Source organism: Pseudomonas putida (genome assembly GCF_003228315.1).
GTDB classification, from domain to species: domain Bacteria; phylum Pseudomonadota; class Gammaproteobacteria; order Pseudomonadales; family Pseudomonadaceae; genus Aquipseudomonas; species Aquipseudomonas putida_S.
Window position 1 is genome coordinate 6,477,885 of sequence record NZ_CP029693.1, and the last position, 15,703, is coordinate 6,493,587.

The 15,703-nt window shown below is 62.2% G+C and carries 17 protein-coding genes and 1 pseudogene; 8 read left to right on the forward strand and 10 right to left on the reverse strand.

The window, feature by feature from the left end:
• Positions 1–103: 103 nt before the first annotated feature.
• Positions 104–703 (forward strand): annotated as a pseudogene (locus tag DKY63_RS33210) (methyl-accepting chemotaxis protein); the annotation flags it as partial.
• A gap of 144 nt (positions 704–847) precedes the next feature.
• Here the strand turns inward: DKY63_RS33210 and DKY63_RS30450 are convergent.
• On the reverse strand, positions 848–2,155 hold the full coding sequence (locus DKY63_RS30450; protein ID WP_110967522.1) for an ATP-binding protein: 1,308 nt from the start codon (positions 2,153–2,155) through the stop codon (positions 848–850).
• Entirely contained in the window at positions 2,152–2,892 is a 741-nt protein-coding gene (locus DKY63_RS30455) for a response regulator (protein ID WP_110967523.1), read from the reverse strand. Before DKY63_RS30455 ends, DKY63_RS30450 begins: the two co-directional genes overlap by 4 nt.
• Positions 2,893–3,195: 303 nt before the next feature.
• Here DKY63_RS30455 and DKY63_RS30460 point away from each other — a divergent pair, with 303 nt between their 5' ends.
• The 3 genes from DKY63_RS30460 to DKY63_RS30470 all read left to right on the forward strand — a co-directional run bounded on the left by DKY63_RS30460 (position 3,196) and on the right by DKY63_RS30470 (position 5,057).
• A complete protein-coding gene (locus DKY63_RS30460) occupies positions 3,196–3,459 on the forward strand; it encodes a DUF2790 domain-containing protein (protein ID WP_110967524.1) in 264 nt (87 codons plus the stop codon).
• Positions 3,460–3,499: 40 nt separating this feature from the next.
• Positions 3,500–3,703: a hypothetical protein gene (locus DKY63_RS30465; protein ID WP_110967525.1), complete on the forward strand. Its 204-nt coding sequence runs from the start codon at positions 3,500–3,502 to the stop codon at positions 3,701–3,703.
• A 151-nt stretch (positions 3,704–3,854) separates the two neighbouring features.
• Complete coding sequence (locus DKY63_RS30470) at positions 3,855–5,057, forward strand: cytochrome c biogenesis protein DipZ (protein WP_110967526.1); 1,203 nt, start codon at positions 3,855–3,857, stop codon at positions 5,055–5,057.
• 117 nt (positions 5,058–5,174) lie between these two features.
• Here DKY63_RS30470 and DKY63_RS30480 read toward each other — a convergent pair whose 3' ends face one another.
• On the reverse strand, positions 5,175–6,140 hold the full coding sequence (locus DKY63_RS30480; RefSeq protein WP_110967527.1) for an AraC family transcriptional regulator: 966 nt from the start codon (positions 6,138–6,140) through the stop codon (positions 5,175–5,177).
• A gap of 203 nt (positions 6,141–6,343) precedes the next feature.
• Between DKY63_RS30480 and DKY63_RS30485 the strand changes: the two genes are divergently transcribed.
• Positions 6,344–6,613, forward strand: a complete 270-nt coding sequence (locus DKY63_RS30485; protein ID WP_110967528.1) for a DUF4242 domain-containing protein — start codon at positions 6,344–6,346, stop codon at positions 6,611–6,613.
• A 37-nt stretch (positions 6,614–6,650) separates the two neighbouring features.
• Positions 6,651–7,463 (forward strand): class I SAM-dependent methyltransferase, encoded by an 813-nt coding sequence (locus DKY63_RS30490; RefSeq protein ID WP_110967529.1) that lies wholly within the window; start codon positions 6,651–6,653, stop codon positions 7,461–7,463.
• Between the two features lie 124 nt (positions 7,464–7,587).
• On the opposite strand, the gene DKY63_RS30495 is transcribed toward DKY63_RS30490, so the two are convergent.
• On the reverse strand, positions 7,588–7,974 hold the full coding sequence (locus DKY63_RS30495) for a DUF488 domain-containing protein (protein WP_110967530.1): 387 nt from the start codon (positions 7,972–7,974) through the stop codon (positions 7,588–7,590).
• A 4-nt stretch (positions 7,975–7,978) separates the two neighbouring features.
• Positions 7,979–8,701, reverse strand: a complete 723-nt coding sequence (gene pcsA, locus DKY63_RS30500; RefSeq protein ID WP_110968016.1) for a phosphatidylcholine synthase — start codon at positions 8,699–8,701, stop codon at positions 7,979–7,981.
• Between the two features lie 263 nt (positions 8,702–8,964).
• Between pcsA and DKY63_RS30505 the strand changes: the two genes are divergently transcribed.
• Together DKY63_RS30505 and ligD are read left to right on the forward strand one after the other, a co-directional pair.
• A complete protein-coding gene (locus DKY63_RS30505; protein WP_110967531.1) occupies positions 8,965–9,723 on the forward strand; it encodes a tellurite resistance TerB family protein in 759 nt (252 codons plus the stop codon).
• A 223-nt stretch (positions 9,724–9,946) separates the two neighbouring features.
• Entirely contained in the window at positions 9,947–11,914 is a 1,968-nt protein-coding gene (gene ligD / locus DKY63_RS30510; protein WP_110967532.1) for a DNA ligase D, read from the forward strand.
• Between the two features lie 120 nt (positions 11,915–12,034).
• On the opposite strand, the gene DKY63_RS30515 is transcribed toward ligD, so the two are convergent.
• The 5 genes from DKY63_RS30515 to DKY63_RS30535 all read right to left on the reverse strand — a co-directional run bounded on the left by DKY63_RS30515 (position 12,035) and on the right by DKY63_RS30535 (position 15,701).
• A complete protein-coding gene (locus tag DKY63_RS30515) occupies positions 12,035–12,709 on the reverse strand; it encodes a DUF3313 domain-containing protein (RefSeq protein ID WP_110967533.1) in 675 nt (224 codons plus the stop codon).
• A 44-nt stretch (positions 12,710–12,753) separates the two neighbouring features.
• Entirely contained in the window at positions 12,754–14,022 is a 1,269-nt protein-coding gene (locus tag DKY63_RS30520) for an OmpP1/FadL family transporter (RefSeq protein ID WP_110967534.1), read from the reverse strand.
• Between the two features lie 223 nt (positions 14,023–14,245).
• Entirely contained in the window at positions 14,246–14,524 is a 279-nt protein-coding gene (locus tag DKY63_RS30525; protein ID WP_110967535.1) for a DUF3303 domain-containing protein, read from the reverse strand.
• A 236-nt stretch (positions 14,525–14,760) separates the two neighbouring features.
• Complete coding sequence (locus DKY63_RS30530; RefSeq protein ID WP_110967536.1) at positions 14,761–15,300, reverse strand: phosphohydrolase; 540 nt, start codon at positions 15,298–15,300, stop codon at positions 14,761–14,763.
• Positions 15,300–15,701, reverse strand: coding sequence for a hypothetical protein (locus DKY63_RS30535; RefSeq protein ID WP_110967537.1), 402 nt, complete (start codon positions 15,699–15,701; stop codon positions 15,300–15,302). Before DKY63_RS30535 ends, DKY63_RS30530 begins: the two co-directional genes overlap by 1 nt.
• Positions 15,702–15,703: the final 2 nt, after the last annotated feature.

Here is a 15,703-nt window from a genome sequence, read left to right on the forward strand (position 1 = left end):
GACCGCTGCCGTGGAAGAGGTGGCGCGCAACGCGGTGTCGACCTCCGAAGCCTCGAACCAGTCGACCCAGGCCGCCCGCGAAGGCCGCGATCGCGTGGTGGAAACCGTCGACGCGATCCAGACCATGACCCACGATGTGCATCAGACCTCGCTGTTGATCGAAGGTCTGGCGGCCCAGGGCCGCGATATCGGCAAGGTGCTGGACGTGATCCGCGCCATCGCTGAACAAACCAACCTGCTGGCGCTGAACGCCGCCATCGAAGCCGCCCGCGCCGGTGAGGCTGGACGGGGTTTCGCGGTAGTGGCGGACGAGGTTCGGGCACTGGCCCATCGCACGGCGCAGTCGACCCAGGAAATCGAGAAGATGGTCGCCGGCATCCAGAATGGCACCGGCGAAGCGGTGGCTTCGATGCAGCAGAGTAACGAGCGCACCCAAAGCACCCTGGAAATGGCCCGTGCCGCCGGGGTGGCGCTGGAGCAGATCACCCAATCGATCCATCTGATCAACGAACGTAACCTGGTGATCGCCAGCGCATCGGAGGAGCAGGCACAGGTGTCTCGCGAAGTGGACCGCAACCTGGTGAACATTCGCGATCTTGCCACCCAGTCCGCCGCCGGTGCCAACCAGACCAGCGTCGCCAGCCACGAACTGTCGGGCCTGGCGGTGGCGCTGAATGCGCTGGTTTCGCGGTTTGTCATCTGAAGGTGAGAGGTTGGTGGCGGGATTTTCCTGACCATCACTGCCCCCCTGTAGGAGCGAGCCTGCTCGCGATGGCGGTGTGTCAGCCAGATCATCTCTGACAGATAGACCATCGCGAGCAGGCTCGCTCCTACAGGGGGGGCGTGGTCAGCGCAATTTGAGCTCGGCACACAACCCGCCGCCCTCACGATTGCTCAAGGTCAGCGATCCCCCGATCGCCAACGCCAGTTGCTGTGCAATCGCCAGGCCCAGGCCGGTGCCGCCGGTGCTGCGGTTGCGTGAGTTTTCCACGCGGTAGAACGGCTGCATGACCTGGGCCAGTTCCTCCTCGGCAATGCCGGGCCCCCGGTCCATGACTTTCACCGACACGCTGCCATCGGTCTTTTTCTCCACCAGCAGCTCGGCGGCGCCGGCGAACTTGAGGGCGTTGTCCGTCAGGTTCACCAGTACCCGGCGCAAGGCATGGGGGCGGGTGTCGATGACGGTGGTGCTCTTGCCGCTTAACTGAACTTCCTTGCCCATGTCCTGATAGTCGAACACCAAACTGTCGAGGAACGAATCCAGATCGGTGCGCCGGCTTTCTTCGGTGGCGCCATGGACGCTGCGGGCGTACGCCACGCCTTCGCGGACCAGGTGTTCGATCTCGCTTAGGTCGGTCCAGAGTTTGTCTTTCTCCACCGAGTCATCCATGAACTCGGCGCGCAGTTTCATCCGGGTGATCGGCGTTTGCAGGTCGTGGGAGATCGCCGCCAGCAATTGCATGCGCTCCTTGAGGTAGGCGGCGATGCGCGCCTGCATGGCGTTGAAGGCCCTGGCCGCGTGGGCGACCTCCGTCGGACCTTTCTCGTCCAGCTGTATCGGGTGCGCGTTGGGGTCGAGGTTATCCACGGCGTCAACCAGACGGGTCAGCGGGCGGATGGCGATGCGCACGGCCAGCCAGGTGCAGGCAATCATCAGCGCCAGTTGCCCGAGCAAGGCCATGGGCAACCAGGGCGACAACGGCATCATGGCGGGAAACACATCGATGGTCAGCGGGCTGCCGTCCGACAGTTTCAGGTGCACCTGAAAGTGTTTTCTCGGCCCCGGAATATTGGTGAAGGTCAGCGCGTGCTCCTTGCCCAGGGCGTCCATGATCGAGGCCATGGCGATGGGCGCATCGGGCATGTCCATGCTCATCGGTGTACCGCTTTCACCGGCACTCAACAGATAACCGTAGTTGTTGCGCTGCAACTGACGCAGCCAGCTCATGCGCTCATCGGCAGGCAAGCGGTCGAGGATGGCGACGGAGGTCGAGACGTCGGTTTCGAGGTTACCCAGCATGGTGTTTTTCGCGCTTTCGTAGCGCTCGTAATACTGCGCGCCGAAGGACAGCGCCTGGGCGAGAATCAGGCAGATCAGGAAAATCAGCGACAGTCGTGAGGCCAGGGTGCGGGGCCAGCGCAGTGAGAAGTTCATGCGGGCGCTCCGACGATTTCCACCGGCAGGGAGAACACATAGCCCTCGCTGCGCACGGTCTTGATGTAGGCCGGTTCCCGGGCATCGTCCAGCAGGCGCTGGCGCAGGCGGCTCACCAGCAGATCGATGGAACGGTCGAACAGGTCGGCATCGCGGCCCTGAGTGAGGTTGAGCAATTGATCGCGATTGAGCACCCGTTGCGGATGATCGAGGAATACCCGCAGCAGGCGATATTCCGCGCCGCTGAGGGCAACCAGGGTGCCGTCGCTGTCGAGCAGGTGCCGGGCCGAAGTATCCAGCTGCCACCGCCCGAAGGCCAGCAACCGGCTGGTTTCGGTCACTACCAGATTCGGTGGCAACATCCGCGTGCGGCGCAGCACGGCGTTGATGCGCGCCAGCAGCTCACGGGCAACGAACGGCTTGACCAGGTAATCGTCGGCGCCCATTTCCAGGCCGATGATGCGGTCGGTTTCGTCGTTGCGCGCGGTGAGCATCAGGATCGGCGTGGCCTTGTGTTTGCCCGAGCGCAATTCGCGGCAGAGGGTCAGGCCGTCGTCGCCCGGCATCATGATGTCCATCACGATCAGGTCCACCGGGGTGGATTCGAGGAAGGTGCGCATCTGCCGGCCATCGGCCACGACCGTGGTGCGCAGGCCGTTCTTCTTCAGATAGTTGCCCACCAGTTCGCGGATCTCGCGGTCATCGTCGACGATGAGAATGTGATCAACGTGTTCCATGGGGCTGCCTCTGAAAATGGGGGATGGCGCACAGTCTATCGAGCCCTGGACTACAAGCCTCCAGGCGTTTGTATTGCAGTGTATCTGGCTTGCCCAAGGATACACACGGACAAAAAAACACCGTTTTTGCGCCGGTTTGTATCGCTCTGTATCCCGACCCGGGTTTGATACGTACCGATTTACAGCGGCCTTTTCCCGACACAAGCGCGATACCTCACGCGCTTTAAATAGGTCCCATCGAAGCAAGCCCAACCGCTTCGGCGCAAACAACCATTGACCTGTCCAAACCTTGAGGAAACCGCCATGAACACCAAAGCCATCTACGCCGCCTGCCTGTTTGCCGCCCTGAACATCTGCACCCTGTCGGCCCGCGCCGAAGCCGATGTCAGCGAAAAAACCTACACCTACGGCACCCAACTGGACATCAAGAAAGTGGTGTCGCTCAAACAGGATTCTTCGGACTCCTGCGGGGTGGTCGATGCGCAACTGACCTACCTGGACTCGCACAACAAGACCCAGGTCCTGGACTACCGGAAAATTGCCGACAACTGCATTTCCGACAACTGAGTCCTGCGATCACAACCCTTTTCAAGCGAGGAACAACACCATGATCAACGTCAGCCGATTCCTGACCGCCATTGCCTTCTCCGTCGCCGGTGCCGCGGCCCACGCCAACGCCGCTGTCGAGCAGAACGCCTGCGGCAGCAGCACCTGCTTCCAACTGACGCCGCTGGCCAAGCAGGACACCGTCGCCGAGAACGGCGCCAGCCATACGCCGCAGGGCAAGTGGCTGGATGAACAAACCGCCTGACCCCAAACACCACCGCCCCCTGTAGGAGCGAGCCTGCTCGCGATGGTCTACCTGCCAGAGATGATTTGGCTGACACACCGTCATCGCGAGCAGGCTCGCTCCTACAGGGGAGACGGTGTGAGTGCCCCCCGATAATTTCAAAGGTGATCCCATGTTCCTCATCGCTTTCCTGGGCGGCATTCTGACCGTCCTCAGCCCCTGCATCCTGCCGGTGGTGCCGTTCCTGTTCGCCGGCGCCGACCGCAAGCGCTCCTCGATCCTGCTTACCCTCGGTGGCATGGCCCTGACTTTTGCCCTGGTTTCCAGCCTGGCCGTGGTCAGTAGCGAATGGGTGATTCAAGCCAGCAACGCCGGCCGTCATGTTGCGCTGATCGTGATGGTGCTGTTTGCCCTGTCGCTGATTTCCGCCCGGGTCGGCGACTGGCTGGCGCGGCCGTTCGTGGCGCTGGGCAATCGGATCGACCCCAACAGCCGCAAGGTCTCCGGTCCCTTGGGTTCGCTGTTGATCGGCGTCGCCACCGGTTTGCTCTGGGCGCCCTGCGCCGGGCCGATCCTCGGGGTGATTCTCACTGGCGCGATGCTGCAAGGCGCCAACGCTGGTACCAGCCTGTTGCTGGTGGCTTATGGTCTGGGTAGCGCGTTGTCTCTGGGCGTCCTGATCTTCGCCGGTCGCGGCCTGGTCAATCGCCTGAAGCCATCGATTCCGGTCACGGGCTGGTTGCGTCGCGGCGCGGGTGTCGCGGTGCTGGCTGGCGCGGCGGTGATTGCCACCGGCACCGACAACGTGCTGCTGGCCAGTACCTCCTCGGAAACCGTCGGCAAGGTCGAGAAGGGCGTGCTGGAAACCGTGCCGAAAGTCGTCGACTACTTCGTCGGCAAGGCCAGGGCCGAATCCATGCAAGCCATGCCGTCACTGTCCGGAGCTGTGGAGTGGATCAACTCGCCGGCCCTGACCAATGAATCGCTCAAGGGCAAAGTGGTGCTGGTGGATTTCTGGACTTTCGACTGCATCAACTGCAAGCACACCCTGCCTTACGTGAAGGACTGGGCGAAGAAGTACGAGAAGGAAGGGCTGGTGGTGATTGGCGTACACACCCCGGAGTACGGCTTCGAACGCATCATCGACAACGTCAGGGACAAAGTGAAGGAATACGGCATCACCTACCCGGTGGCGGTCGACAACAACTACATGATCTGGCGCAACTTCGATAACCAGTACTGGCCGGCACACTACCTGATCGACGCCAATGGGCAGGTGCGTTTCACCCACTTCGGTGAAGGCGCTTACGAAGATCAGGAGAAGATGATCCAGCAGCTGCTGCAAGAGGCCAAGGCCACCGCACCCGCCGCATAACCTCATCGGAACAATGGCTGACGTCGTGCTCTTTGTAGGAGCTGCCGAAGGCTGCGATCTCTTGATCTTTAAAAGCAAGATCAAAAGATCGCAGCCTTCGGCAGCTCCTACAGGGGCTCAGTGCACCGAAGCCGCGTGCGTGCGCCGCCATGCCGCCGGCGGCGCACCGTACTCGCGGCGAAAGGCCCGGCTGAAGGCGGTATCCGTCTGGTAACCCACTTCCTCGGCAATGCGCAGCAGTGAACTGTTGCTGCTGCGCAACAGATTGGCCGCCAGCATCATCCGCCATTGCGTCAGGTACTGCATTGGCGACACTCCCACCAACTGCTGAAAGCGCTCGGCCAACACCGATCTGGAAGTACCCGCCGTGCGCGCCAGCTCATCCAGGGTCCAGCAGTGGCAGGGCTTGTTGTGCAAGGCGTTGAGGGCGGCGCCGACGATCCGGTCGCCCACGCCCGCCAGCCAGCCGGTACGGCCCTTGCCGTGTTCGTGCATGTACAGGCGCAGGACTTCGATGAACAGCACCTCGGCCAGTTTCGCCAGCACGCCTTCGCCGCCGGGCCTTGGCGAGCGGGCTTCGGCCAGGGCGTAACGCACCGACGACTCGAGCCAGATCCCGGCACTCGAACCCCGCACATTGACCCGCACCACCGGCGGCAAGCCGGCCAGCAACATGCCAGCCAGCCGCGTATCGCAAGCCATGTAGCCGCACACCAGACGGGTCACCGCGCCACCGCCGCCATAGCGCAACTGCTGCGGCCGTCGGGCCAGGATCTTGTCCAGCCGTCCGCCGGTGGCGGGAGGCAACCCGGGTTTTGAGGTCATGCGATGCCCGTCGCCCTGGGGGAACAGCACGACGTCGCCTGCGGTGAGCAGCAGCGGCGGATCATCGCCGAGTTCGACATGGCACTCGCCTTCGGTGATCAGGTGAAAGATCACCACCTGCTCGGCGTTCGGCTCCAGAAACGGCGCGGCGGTGTCGGCCCTCGGCGACTGGTAACACCAGGGCGCGGTGAACCTTGCATTGATGAAAATCGCGCCGGACAGGCGCACGACGCGAAGGGTCTGTGACAGAGCATCCATGGTGATGTCCTGTGTGCAAATGTTTATGTCGGCTCCTGATTGTGAGCTTGATTGTGAGCCTGTCGCGGCCCCGCATGAAATCTCCGGACGATCGGGCAGGCCTGAGCGACGATCGGGCAGGACGCAGGGGGCGCACCGGCGCGATAGTTTGCCCACAGGGTCACTGGCGGCCCTGTCATCAATAACAAGAATGAGAGGTTGTCATGCCCAAGTTCGTCATTGAGCGCGAGATTCCAGGTGCTGGAACACTGTCAGAAAGGGATTTGAAAGCCGCCGCGCAAAAGTCCTGCAGGACGCTGCGCGAATTGCCGGAAGTCCAGTGGCTGCAAAGTTACGTCACCGGCGACAAGTTGTACTGCGTGTACATCGCACCGAGCGAAGCACAGATCCAGGAGCATGCCCGGCAAAGCGGCTTCCCGGCCAACCGCGTGTCCCTGGTCACGTCCATCATCGACCCGACCACGGCAGAATAAGCCGGGCGGCATTCCAAACCGCAACGGAGCGGAATTCATGAGTACACCCATTGATCTCACTGCCTTGAAAACCCGTCAAATGGCCGCCTGGGCCAGCGGCGATTACGCCGTGATCGGCACCACTTTGCAGATCGTCGGCGAGCAACTGGCCGAGGCCTGCGACCTGCTGTGCGATGAGCAGGTGCTCGACGTCGCCGCCGGCAACGGCAATGCCACCTTGGCAGCGGCTCGCCGGGGCTGCCTGGTGACCTCGACCGATTATGTCGGCGCACTGCTCGAACGTGGCCAGGAGCGGGCGAAAGCCGAACGGCTCAACGTGACTTTTCAAGTGGCCGATGCCGAGGCGCTGCCGTACGCCGATAGCAGTTTCGATGCCGTGCTGTCGACCTTCGGGGTGATGTTTACCCCGGACCAGCCCAAGGCGGCGGCCGAGCTGGCGCGGGTCTGTCGGCCCGGGGGGCGGATCGGCCTGGCCAACTGGACTCCGGAAGGCTTCGTCGGCCAGATGTTCAAGCTCCTCGGCAAGCACATGCCACCACCACCCGGTGCACAACCGCCGTCGCAGTGGGGCACAGAGGCCTGGCTGCACACGCAGTTCGACGAGCGAAATTTCCTGGTTCAGGTGACGCGCAGGACGTTCACCTTCCGCTATCGCGATGCCGGGCATTTCATCGACACCTTCCGCAGCTGGTACGGCCCGGTGCACAAGGCCTTCGCCGCGCTGCCACCCGACGGTGCCCGGGCGCTGGAACAGGACATGACCGAGTTATTGAATCGTTCGAATCGGGCGGGGGACAAGTCGCTGGTGGTGCCTAGTGAGTATCTGGAGGTGGTCATCACACGGCGTTGAAACATCACCCCCTGTAGGAGCGAGCCTGCTCGCGATGGCGGTCTTTCAGCCAGAGATGAATTGGCTGACAGATTGCTATCGCGAGCAGGCTCGCTCCTACAGGGGTATTGGGTGTTCCCGCTATCTAGATCACCTCGGCCCCGCGCGCCGCCAGCAATTCACGCAACACCGACCGGTGACAATGCGCTTCGTCCTCGCAATAACAGCCCACGGCCAGCGAAGTGGTGTGGGACAGCGCGGCCAGCAAATCGAGCATCTGGCTGGCTGCCGGCTGCTTCATTTCCACCTTGAACTTGCGCACGAACGCCGCCCAGGCCTTGGCGTCCCGGGCTTCCAGTGCTTCGCTCACCAGCTCGGCGCTGGGTGACAACAGCGGCTGCCATACATCGTAGAAATCCCGCGTGGCGAACTCGGCTTTCGGCACGCCACGGGGCGGGCGGAGTACGGTGCCCAGGCACAGGCCTTCGTTGGGTGTGCGGGGGGAGCCGAGCCGCACGATATGAATCGGCATGGCGTTACGGATGCCGCGATCCGTCGAACCACTCAAGCGCGGTGCGCCAGAAGCAGATCCCGAGGAAGTAAGCCGACATCAGCAACCAGAGGCCCATCACCAACGGGTTGATCACCGGATGGTTGATCACCAGTGACAGGCTGCACAGCAACCAGATGGCCGTCACGGCAATGTTGATCGGCATGAAGCGGCGCACGCGGAACGGGTGCAGGAACTTCATCCGGGTCAGCGTCAGCAGGGCCAGGCCGATGATGGTCAGCAGGGTAATCCATGGCGAAGGGGCGATGATGTACAGGCACAGGGCGACCACGTTCCAGGCAGCGGGAAAGCCCTGGAAGTAGTTGTCCTTGCTCTTCATGTTGACGTTGCAGAAGCAGAACAGCGACGACACCAGGATCAGCGACACGCTCAGCAATAGCGTGTAGTCGGGCAGCGGCACGTAGCGATAGATGAAGAGCGCCGGAATGAACACATACGTCAGGTAATCGATGACCAGGTCAAGGATCGAGCCGTCGAAGCTGGGCAGTACCGACTGCACATTGACCTTTCGAGCCAGCGCGCCGTCCAGGCCATCGACGATCAGCGCCACGCCCAGCCAGAGCAGGCAATGGGTCGGCTGGTTGTCGAGCAGGGCAAGGGTCGCGAGGAAGGCAGTGACCACGCCAGTGGCAGTAAAACCATGGGCTCCCCACGCTTTGAGCCTGGCGATGTGTAGAGTCGTTATCACGGGGGCGTTCTCCAGAAAATGAAGCAAGCCAGTCATCGCCTTCAGCATCGAAGGCAGCGGCAAACCGGGTCGGGTTGCAGGTATCGACCGGGTTTCCGGGAATAAGGTTCACCACCTATGAATCTTAGCTGCGCCGCGGGAAAAGGCCGTGGATAAATCTGCGCGGGTGGGGGCAAAAGCGTCTCGGCCAAACGGTGGTAGCACATTTGCCGGGGAAAGCTATCGTTGTTTGATTGGATCCACCCACCTGTGAGGATGCGGTCATGAACACCAGCGATTTGCTCGAACAATTACTGCGCGGCGGCCAGGGCGCGATGTCGCAGCAAGGCGGCGCCGGGGCCCAAGGCGGGCTCGGGGATCTGGGCGGATTGCTCGGTGGCCTGCTCGGCGGCGGTGGCGGCGGTGGCGGCGCAGGTATGGGCGGTGGCATGGGTGGCGGCCTGGGCGGCCTGGGTGGATTGCTTGGCGGCCTGCTCGGTGGTGGCTCGCCGATGGGCGGCGCGCCCCAGGGCCGTTCCGGCGGCGGTGCCAACTACGCCGCGCTGGCTTCGCTGGGCATGATGGCGTTCCAGGCGTATCAGAGCTGGCAACGCAGTCAGGCTATGCAGCAACAGCAGGCACCACAGCAGGCGATGCGTACCGTGGACATGCTGGCAGGTCCGGAAATTGAAGAGCACAGCCATGCCATCCTGCGGGCCTTGATCGCTGCGGCCAAGGCCGATGGCCGCTTCGATGACGCGGAAAAACAGATGATCAACGCCGAAATCGCCCGCCACACCAACGACCCGCAATTGCAGCAGTGGCTTGACGATGAAGTCGCCAAACCGCTGGACGCCGGCGAGGTCGCACAATCGGCCTCCGACCCGGGCATGGCCGCCGAAATGTACCTGGCCAGCGTGATGCTGGTGGACGACCAGCAGGATGCCGAGCGCAACTATCTGGATGAGCTGGCGGCGGCGCTGGGCATCGATCCGGATTTGCAGGTGCATCTGGAACAGCAGGCCAAGGGCGGGGCAGCCTGACCCATTCCCCCCTGTAGGAGCGAGCATGCTCGCGATGGACTTCAGATCACCGTGGGGTATCTGGTTCCCCGCGTTATCGTTGACGACCATCGCGAGCATGCTCGCTCCTACAGGTACAGAATTCTTCACATCCCGTCTGTCCGGGCAATTTCAAGGCCAATGGAATTTTTCCCCGCGTGGTTCGCTCTGCTGAGAAACAGGCGCGCGATCAGCAAGGCAGGCCATGAACAAAGCCATCAAACCACCGGCCACCCCAGCGCCGCAAAAAAAATCCGCGCAACTGACCGGCGCACACAAGGCGAAACTGCCGGATCAGCTCAAGCCAGAGCTGGCGACGCTGGTGGAACGGGCCCCGGACGGCCACTGGAGTTACGAGGTCAAGTTCGACGGCTACCGGATCATGGCGCGCATCGACCGCGACGACGTCAGTCTCTTCACCCGCAACGGCCACGACTGGACCCACAAGTTGCCGGAGCAGGCGAAGGCATTGGCGGAACTGGGCCTGGAATCGGCCTGGCTCGACGGCGAAATGGTGGTGACCAACGAGCAGGGCGTGCCGGACTTCCAGGCACTGCAAAATGCCTTCGAGGCCAATCGCAGCGGGCACATCCTCTATTACCTGTTCGACCTGCCGTACCTCAACGGCGTGGACCTGCGCGAAGTGCCGGTCGAGGAACGCCGGGCGGCATTGGCGACGGTGCTCAAGGCCCACGACGATCCATTGCTGCGATTCTCCGACAGCTTCGAGGAAGACCCGCAGGCCCTGCTCAACAGTGCCTGCCAGATGCGCATGGAAGGGTTGATCGGCAAGCGCCTGGGTTCGCCTTACGTCTCCCGGCGCAGCGGTGACTGGATCAAGCTCAAGTGCAAGCATCGGCAGGAATTCGTCATCGTCGGCTTCACCGAGCCCAAGGGTTCGCGCAGTGCCTTCGGCGCCTTGCTGCTGGGCCTGCACGATCGCGCCAGCGGCGAGTTGCGCTACGCCGGCAAGGTCGGCACCGGCTTCACCGAAGCCACCCTGGCGAGCATTCATGGGCAACTCAAACCCTTGCAGACAAAAAAGCCTGCGCTGGTCGATCCACCCGCTGGCGCCGAGTTCAAGACCGTGCACTGGCTCAAGCCGCGGTTGTTGGCGGAAGTGGCCTTTGCCGAAATGACCAAGGACGGCTCGGTACGGCACGCAGTGTTCCATGGCCTGCGTGACGACAAACCGGCCCGGAAGATCACCGAGGAGCGTACGAGCACCGTGAAAACACCAAGCGCGAAAAAGAAGGTCGATCCCGCACCGTCCCAAGTGGGGCTGGAGGAGGGCAAGGTTCGCATTACCCATCCGGAACGGGTGATCGATGCCAGCAGCGGTACCACCAAAATGCAATTGGCCGAGTACTGCGCCAGCGTCGCCGAGTGGATCCTGCCGCAACTCAAGGATCGCCCGGTGGCGCTGGTGCGCGCGCCGGACGGGATTGCCGGGGAACTGTTTTTCCAGAAGAACGCCGAACACCTGGCCATCCCCGGCATCGTCACCCTGGACCAGGCACTCACCGGGCAACCGATGATGGTCATCAACAACGCCGAAGCGCTGGTGGGCGCGGTGCAGATGAGTACCGTGGAGCTGCACACCTGGAACGCCACTTCGGACAACCTCGACAAACCCGACCGCTTCGTCCTCGACCTTGACCCGGACCCGGCGCTGCCGTGGAAACGCATGGTCGAGGCGACCCAACTGACCCTGACGGTGCTCGATGAGTTGGGGCTCAAGGCGTTTCTCAAGACCAGCGGCGGCAAGGGCATTCACCTGGTGGTGCCGCTGACCCGCAAACTCGGCTGGGACGAGGTCAAGGACTTCAGCCACGGAATTGTCAGCCACATGGCAAAGCTGCTGCCGGAGCGTTTTTCCGCGGTGTCGGGGCCGAAGAACCGGGTAGGGCGGATCTTCATCGATTACCTGCGCAACGGACTGGGCGCCACGACGATCTGCGCCTACGCCGCGCGCACCCGCGAAGGGTTGCCGGTCTCGGTACCGATCTTTCGCGAAGAGGTGGGGGAACTGAAAGGCGGGAACCAATGGACCATCCACAACGTCCATGAGCGCTTGGCGCAAGTCGGCGATGAACCCTGGAAAGAGATGAAGAAAACCCGGCAGAGCATCACCGCCGAGATGCGACGGCGAATCTCAATGAAGAAGACCTGAAGCCCCTGTAGGAGCGAGCCTGCTCGCGATGGTCGTCAACGATAACGCTGGATGCCTGACACCCTGCGGCGTTCTTGGGACCATCGCGAGCAGGCTCGCTCCTACAGAAAAGCAATGCGGTTATTTGATGAACGCCTGGAAGTCACTGTTCAACTTGTCGATCGCCGCCTTGAAGTCCTGGGCGGTGACTTTCTGGCTTTCGTTGGACAACTGCTTGCCGAATACCTTGCGCACGACCTTGGCCACGGTCTGGTTGCTTTTCGCGTCGATGAACTCGGCCTCGATAAACAACTCGGTGTCCTGGTCGCGGTGGCCGGTGGCGGCCTGGGTCGCGCCTACGACGGCGGCGATGGGCACCACTTCATACCATTTCATCCCTTCGTTCGAAGCACTCACCCCGGTGATGGCCGCTTTCATGATCAGGGTCTTGGCGCCGGCCGGTGCTGCGCTCGGGCTGGAGACCACGCGGTATTTCTGCCCCAGCGTCGTCTTGGCCCGGTTGGTCATGTAGTTCTGGATGTCGTTCAGCGTCTGCTGGTTGACCCGCTCATTAGGCTTGGGCGCCGGATACAGTTCCAGCTTGTTGAACGCCACGGTGTCGTAGGCATTGGGGTTCCACGATGGGGCCACCCAACGCATCGCCGTACCGCCGCTTGGCGTTTCGACTTCCTGCAGGTTGTTGTAGTTGGACAGGTAGCCGGAGTATTGCTCCCGCTCGGTAACTTTCGAGGTGCAGCCACCGAGCAAGAGCCCGGTCAATGCGGCGCCGACAAGCAATTTTCGCGACAGGTTCATAGTGCTGGTTGCTCCTTGGTGTGAACGTATTTTGTCTCGGTTCGTCAGAAACGCCAGGTCATGTTGCCGGTGATCGTTTGAATCCAGGCATTGTCGAATTGACCGGAAATGCGATCGCCCGACAGGTTTTTGCTCTGGTCCACCGGCATGTCGCCCATCCAGATCATGGCCCAGCTGACGTTGATGTCGGTGTCCTTGTTCAGAGCATAGGTGGCTCCTGTGGCAACGCGCCAGGATTCGGCCATCGGCACGATCACCGAACGGTTGCTGTCGGAAACGGCACTGCTGTCGTAAGCCATGCCGACGTTCCACAGCAGTTGCTTGGAGTACTGAAATTGCGCACCGAGTGACAGATGCCAGGTGTCCTTGAAGCCTGCATCGATGTTGGTCGAGCGGGCATCGTTGGCCGAGGTGTCGACCTCGATACCGATATCACCGAACTCCGACCAGTCCTGCCAGCCGGCCGAGGCCAGCAATGCCCATTTCGGGTCCAGTTGCTGGAACAGGCTCAGGGTCAGGGTCTGCGGAACGGTGATGTCGAGTTGGGTCTTGGCGCCATCGAGGCGGTTGAGCAACGGCCCGTTGCCCTTGATGTCCAGGCCGTCCTCGAACTCGAAATCGACCTTGCTGGTGTAGGCCAGGCCGATGCGGGTGCCAGGCTGCGGGGCATAGATGACCCCCACGTTCGCACCGAAGCCCCAGTCCTTGTCCTTGTACTTGAACTGCCCGTCGCCACGATCGGTGAGACCGAAAGGGGAGCGGTCGATGGCGGTCTGGGCCTGCAGCATGCCGTACATGGCCTTGACGCCGATGCCCACCGACCATTCATCGTTGAAGCGATAGGCCACGCTGGGCACCATCGACAGACCGAGCAGGCTGGAGTTCTGCGCGAAATATCGCCCGGACCAGTCGTTGTCGTAATTGACCGCCAGGCCGAAGTCACCGTACTGGCCGAAGCCGACGCTCCAGTGATCGTCCAGTTCATGGCTGACGAAGAAGCTCGCGCCGGGCATCGGGTCCAGGGCGTTGCCGCTGTTAGTGCCCGAAACGTTGGTGCCGCTGTCGCGATCGAAGGAGATGTCGCCGTATAGCACCTGCAGGCCGGCGGTGATCTGTGTGCCCGGCAGGTAACTCATGCCGGCCGGGTTGCTGGCAATGGTGGAAGGCCCCTGGGCCCGGGCGGCGGCACCGGCGTTGGCCAGGCCGACGTTATCGGTACCGATTTCGTAGAGCATGATGCCGCCGGCATACGCTTGCTGGCTGCACAGGGCAAGCAGTGTGATGGCGGGCAGGGTCGCTGTTTTTGTCGGCATTGAGCTACCTCGAAGGCAGATGGATGACGATGTACAGGTGGGCTGGATCGAGCCTTTGCGACGAACTGCGCGGCCATTGATATTTATTGGATCCCCCGCGAAAGAGCGTAGGTTTGAATTGAGAAAAATCCAGTAATCGATTCACTGCAAACCGGCCGGGTACCGGGGCGGGTTGTACGGCGCGACATGGGGCGGCGAGCATCACTCGCTGCCCCAACGGCGATCACTTGCCGACGATGCCTGCCAGTAGCGGCGCCATCTGCTCATCGGTCAAGGCGACCTGAACCTCCATCTTCATGAGGTCGGTCCATTCCAGTACCCACTTCTGAATCAACGTCGGATCACTGGCCTCGGCGATGCCAAACCCCGCCGCGCCGCCGACGGCGTACCAGCGTCCGATCAGATTGACACCGGCGGGGGGCGCACCTCCGGTCTTGAGGAAACGCTCGATCGCACTGTTTCGATTTTCCGGGCTGAGCGTCCAGTTGACGATGAATAACATCAGCCACCTCCTGTTGCGCATTGGCACCGGTTTTCCATGGCTTGCCTGGCTGGCGCCGGGGTCAGGGTCGCACTCGGTTTCCAGTTCCGTCCTGGCTGGTGTACTGCCAAAACTCCCATGTGAAGGCATAGCAGCAGGGCGCCTTGCGCGTGTGACCGCTGATCCTGTTCGGGGCTGATTTCGTGGATTGAAAGGCTGTCTGTTTCACTCGCGAAACTCTTCAGCAACGAAACTCGTCACCATCGAAACATCGGCAACGGGCGCAGCGGGGTACGGAGCAACTGGCGGGTGGAGAGGCGGATCAGCATCCAGTGAAAACCATGATCGGGAAAGGTCGATTGCACGGTTTTGATGAATGATCGGGGCAGGCCGAAGCGCACCAGCCCGAGGGATACATCGATCAGATCGGCTTGCCTGAAAGGCTCGACCGTCTCTGCGTGTGCCGAACGATAGGCGCGGACCTTGTGGTGCTCCAGAATCAGCGCGCTCACTTCTTCGGCGAAGTCGCCGCGATATCGGTTGTCGAGATAGTCGTTGGCCAGGCGGACCGAGGGCGGCAAGTAATCCAGGGTGTTGTCGGTCCAGATGCCCAGGTCGTGAAAGCCCGCCGCGATCTGCACCGCCTCACCGGGCGGGCCCTGGAGGCCGCGCAGGGCACAGTGGAAATTCAGCATCCGGTAGATGTGATTGCGATAGCCCGGCAGGTCGGCGCCGACCGCCAGGGCAAATGAGGTGAGGATCTCGTCGGTGACGGGAAATTCCAGGATGGGGTCCATCATGCGTCCCGCAACAGGTCGTTGGCGTTGAGCACGTCGTAGGCGATTTCCGGGCATTTTTCCATGGCGCGGCGGATGGCGGCGGGGATCGAGGCGCGGGTCTTGCGACACAGTCCCGGCAGGTCGCCGACCTGGATATTGATACCGCGCATGGTGCGCACTTCGTTGACGCCCGGGGCGATGTCCACGCGAATGCCCAACTGGTCGAACATGCGTCGTTGCAGGTGTTGCAGGTCGTTGTAGCTCGACAGGTTTTCCAGGCGCTCGATCAGGCGCTTCTCTTCATTGCGCGTCAGAAACAGGATGCGCACATCCGCCCCCGGTGTTTCCAGCAACGGGTCACGCCCGCAATCGCAGGCACCGGGCGGGCAGGGTTGGCGGATCGGAGCAGAGGTGGTCATGG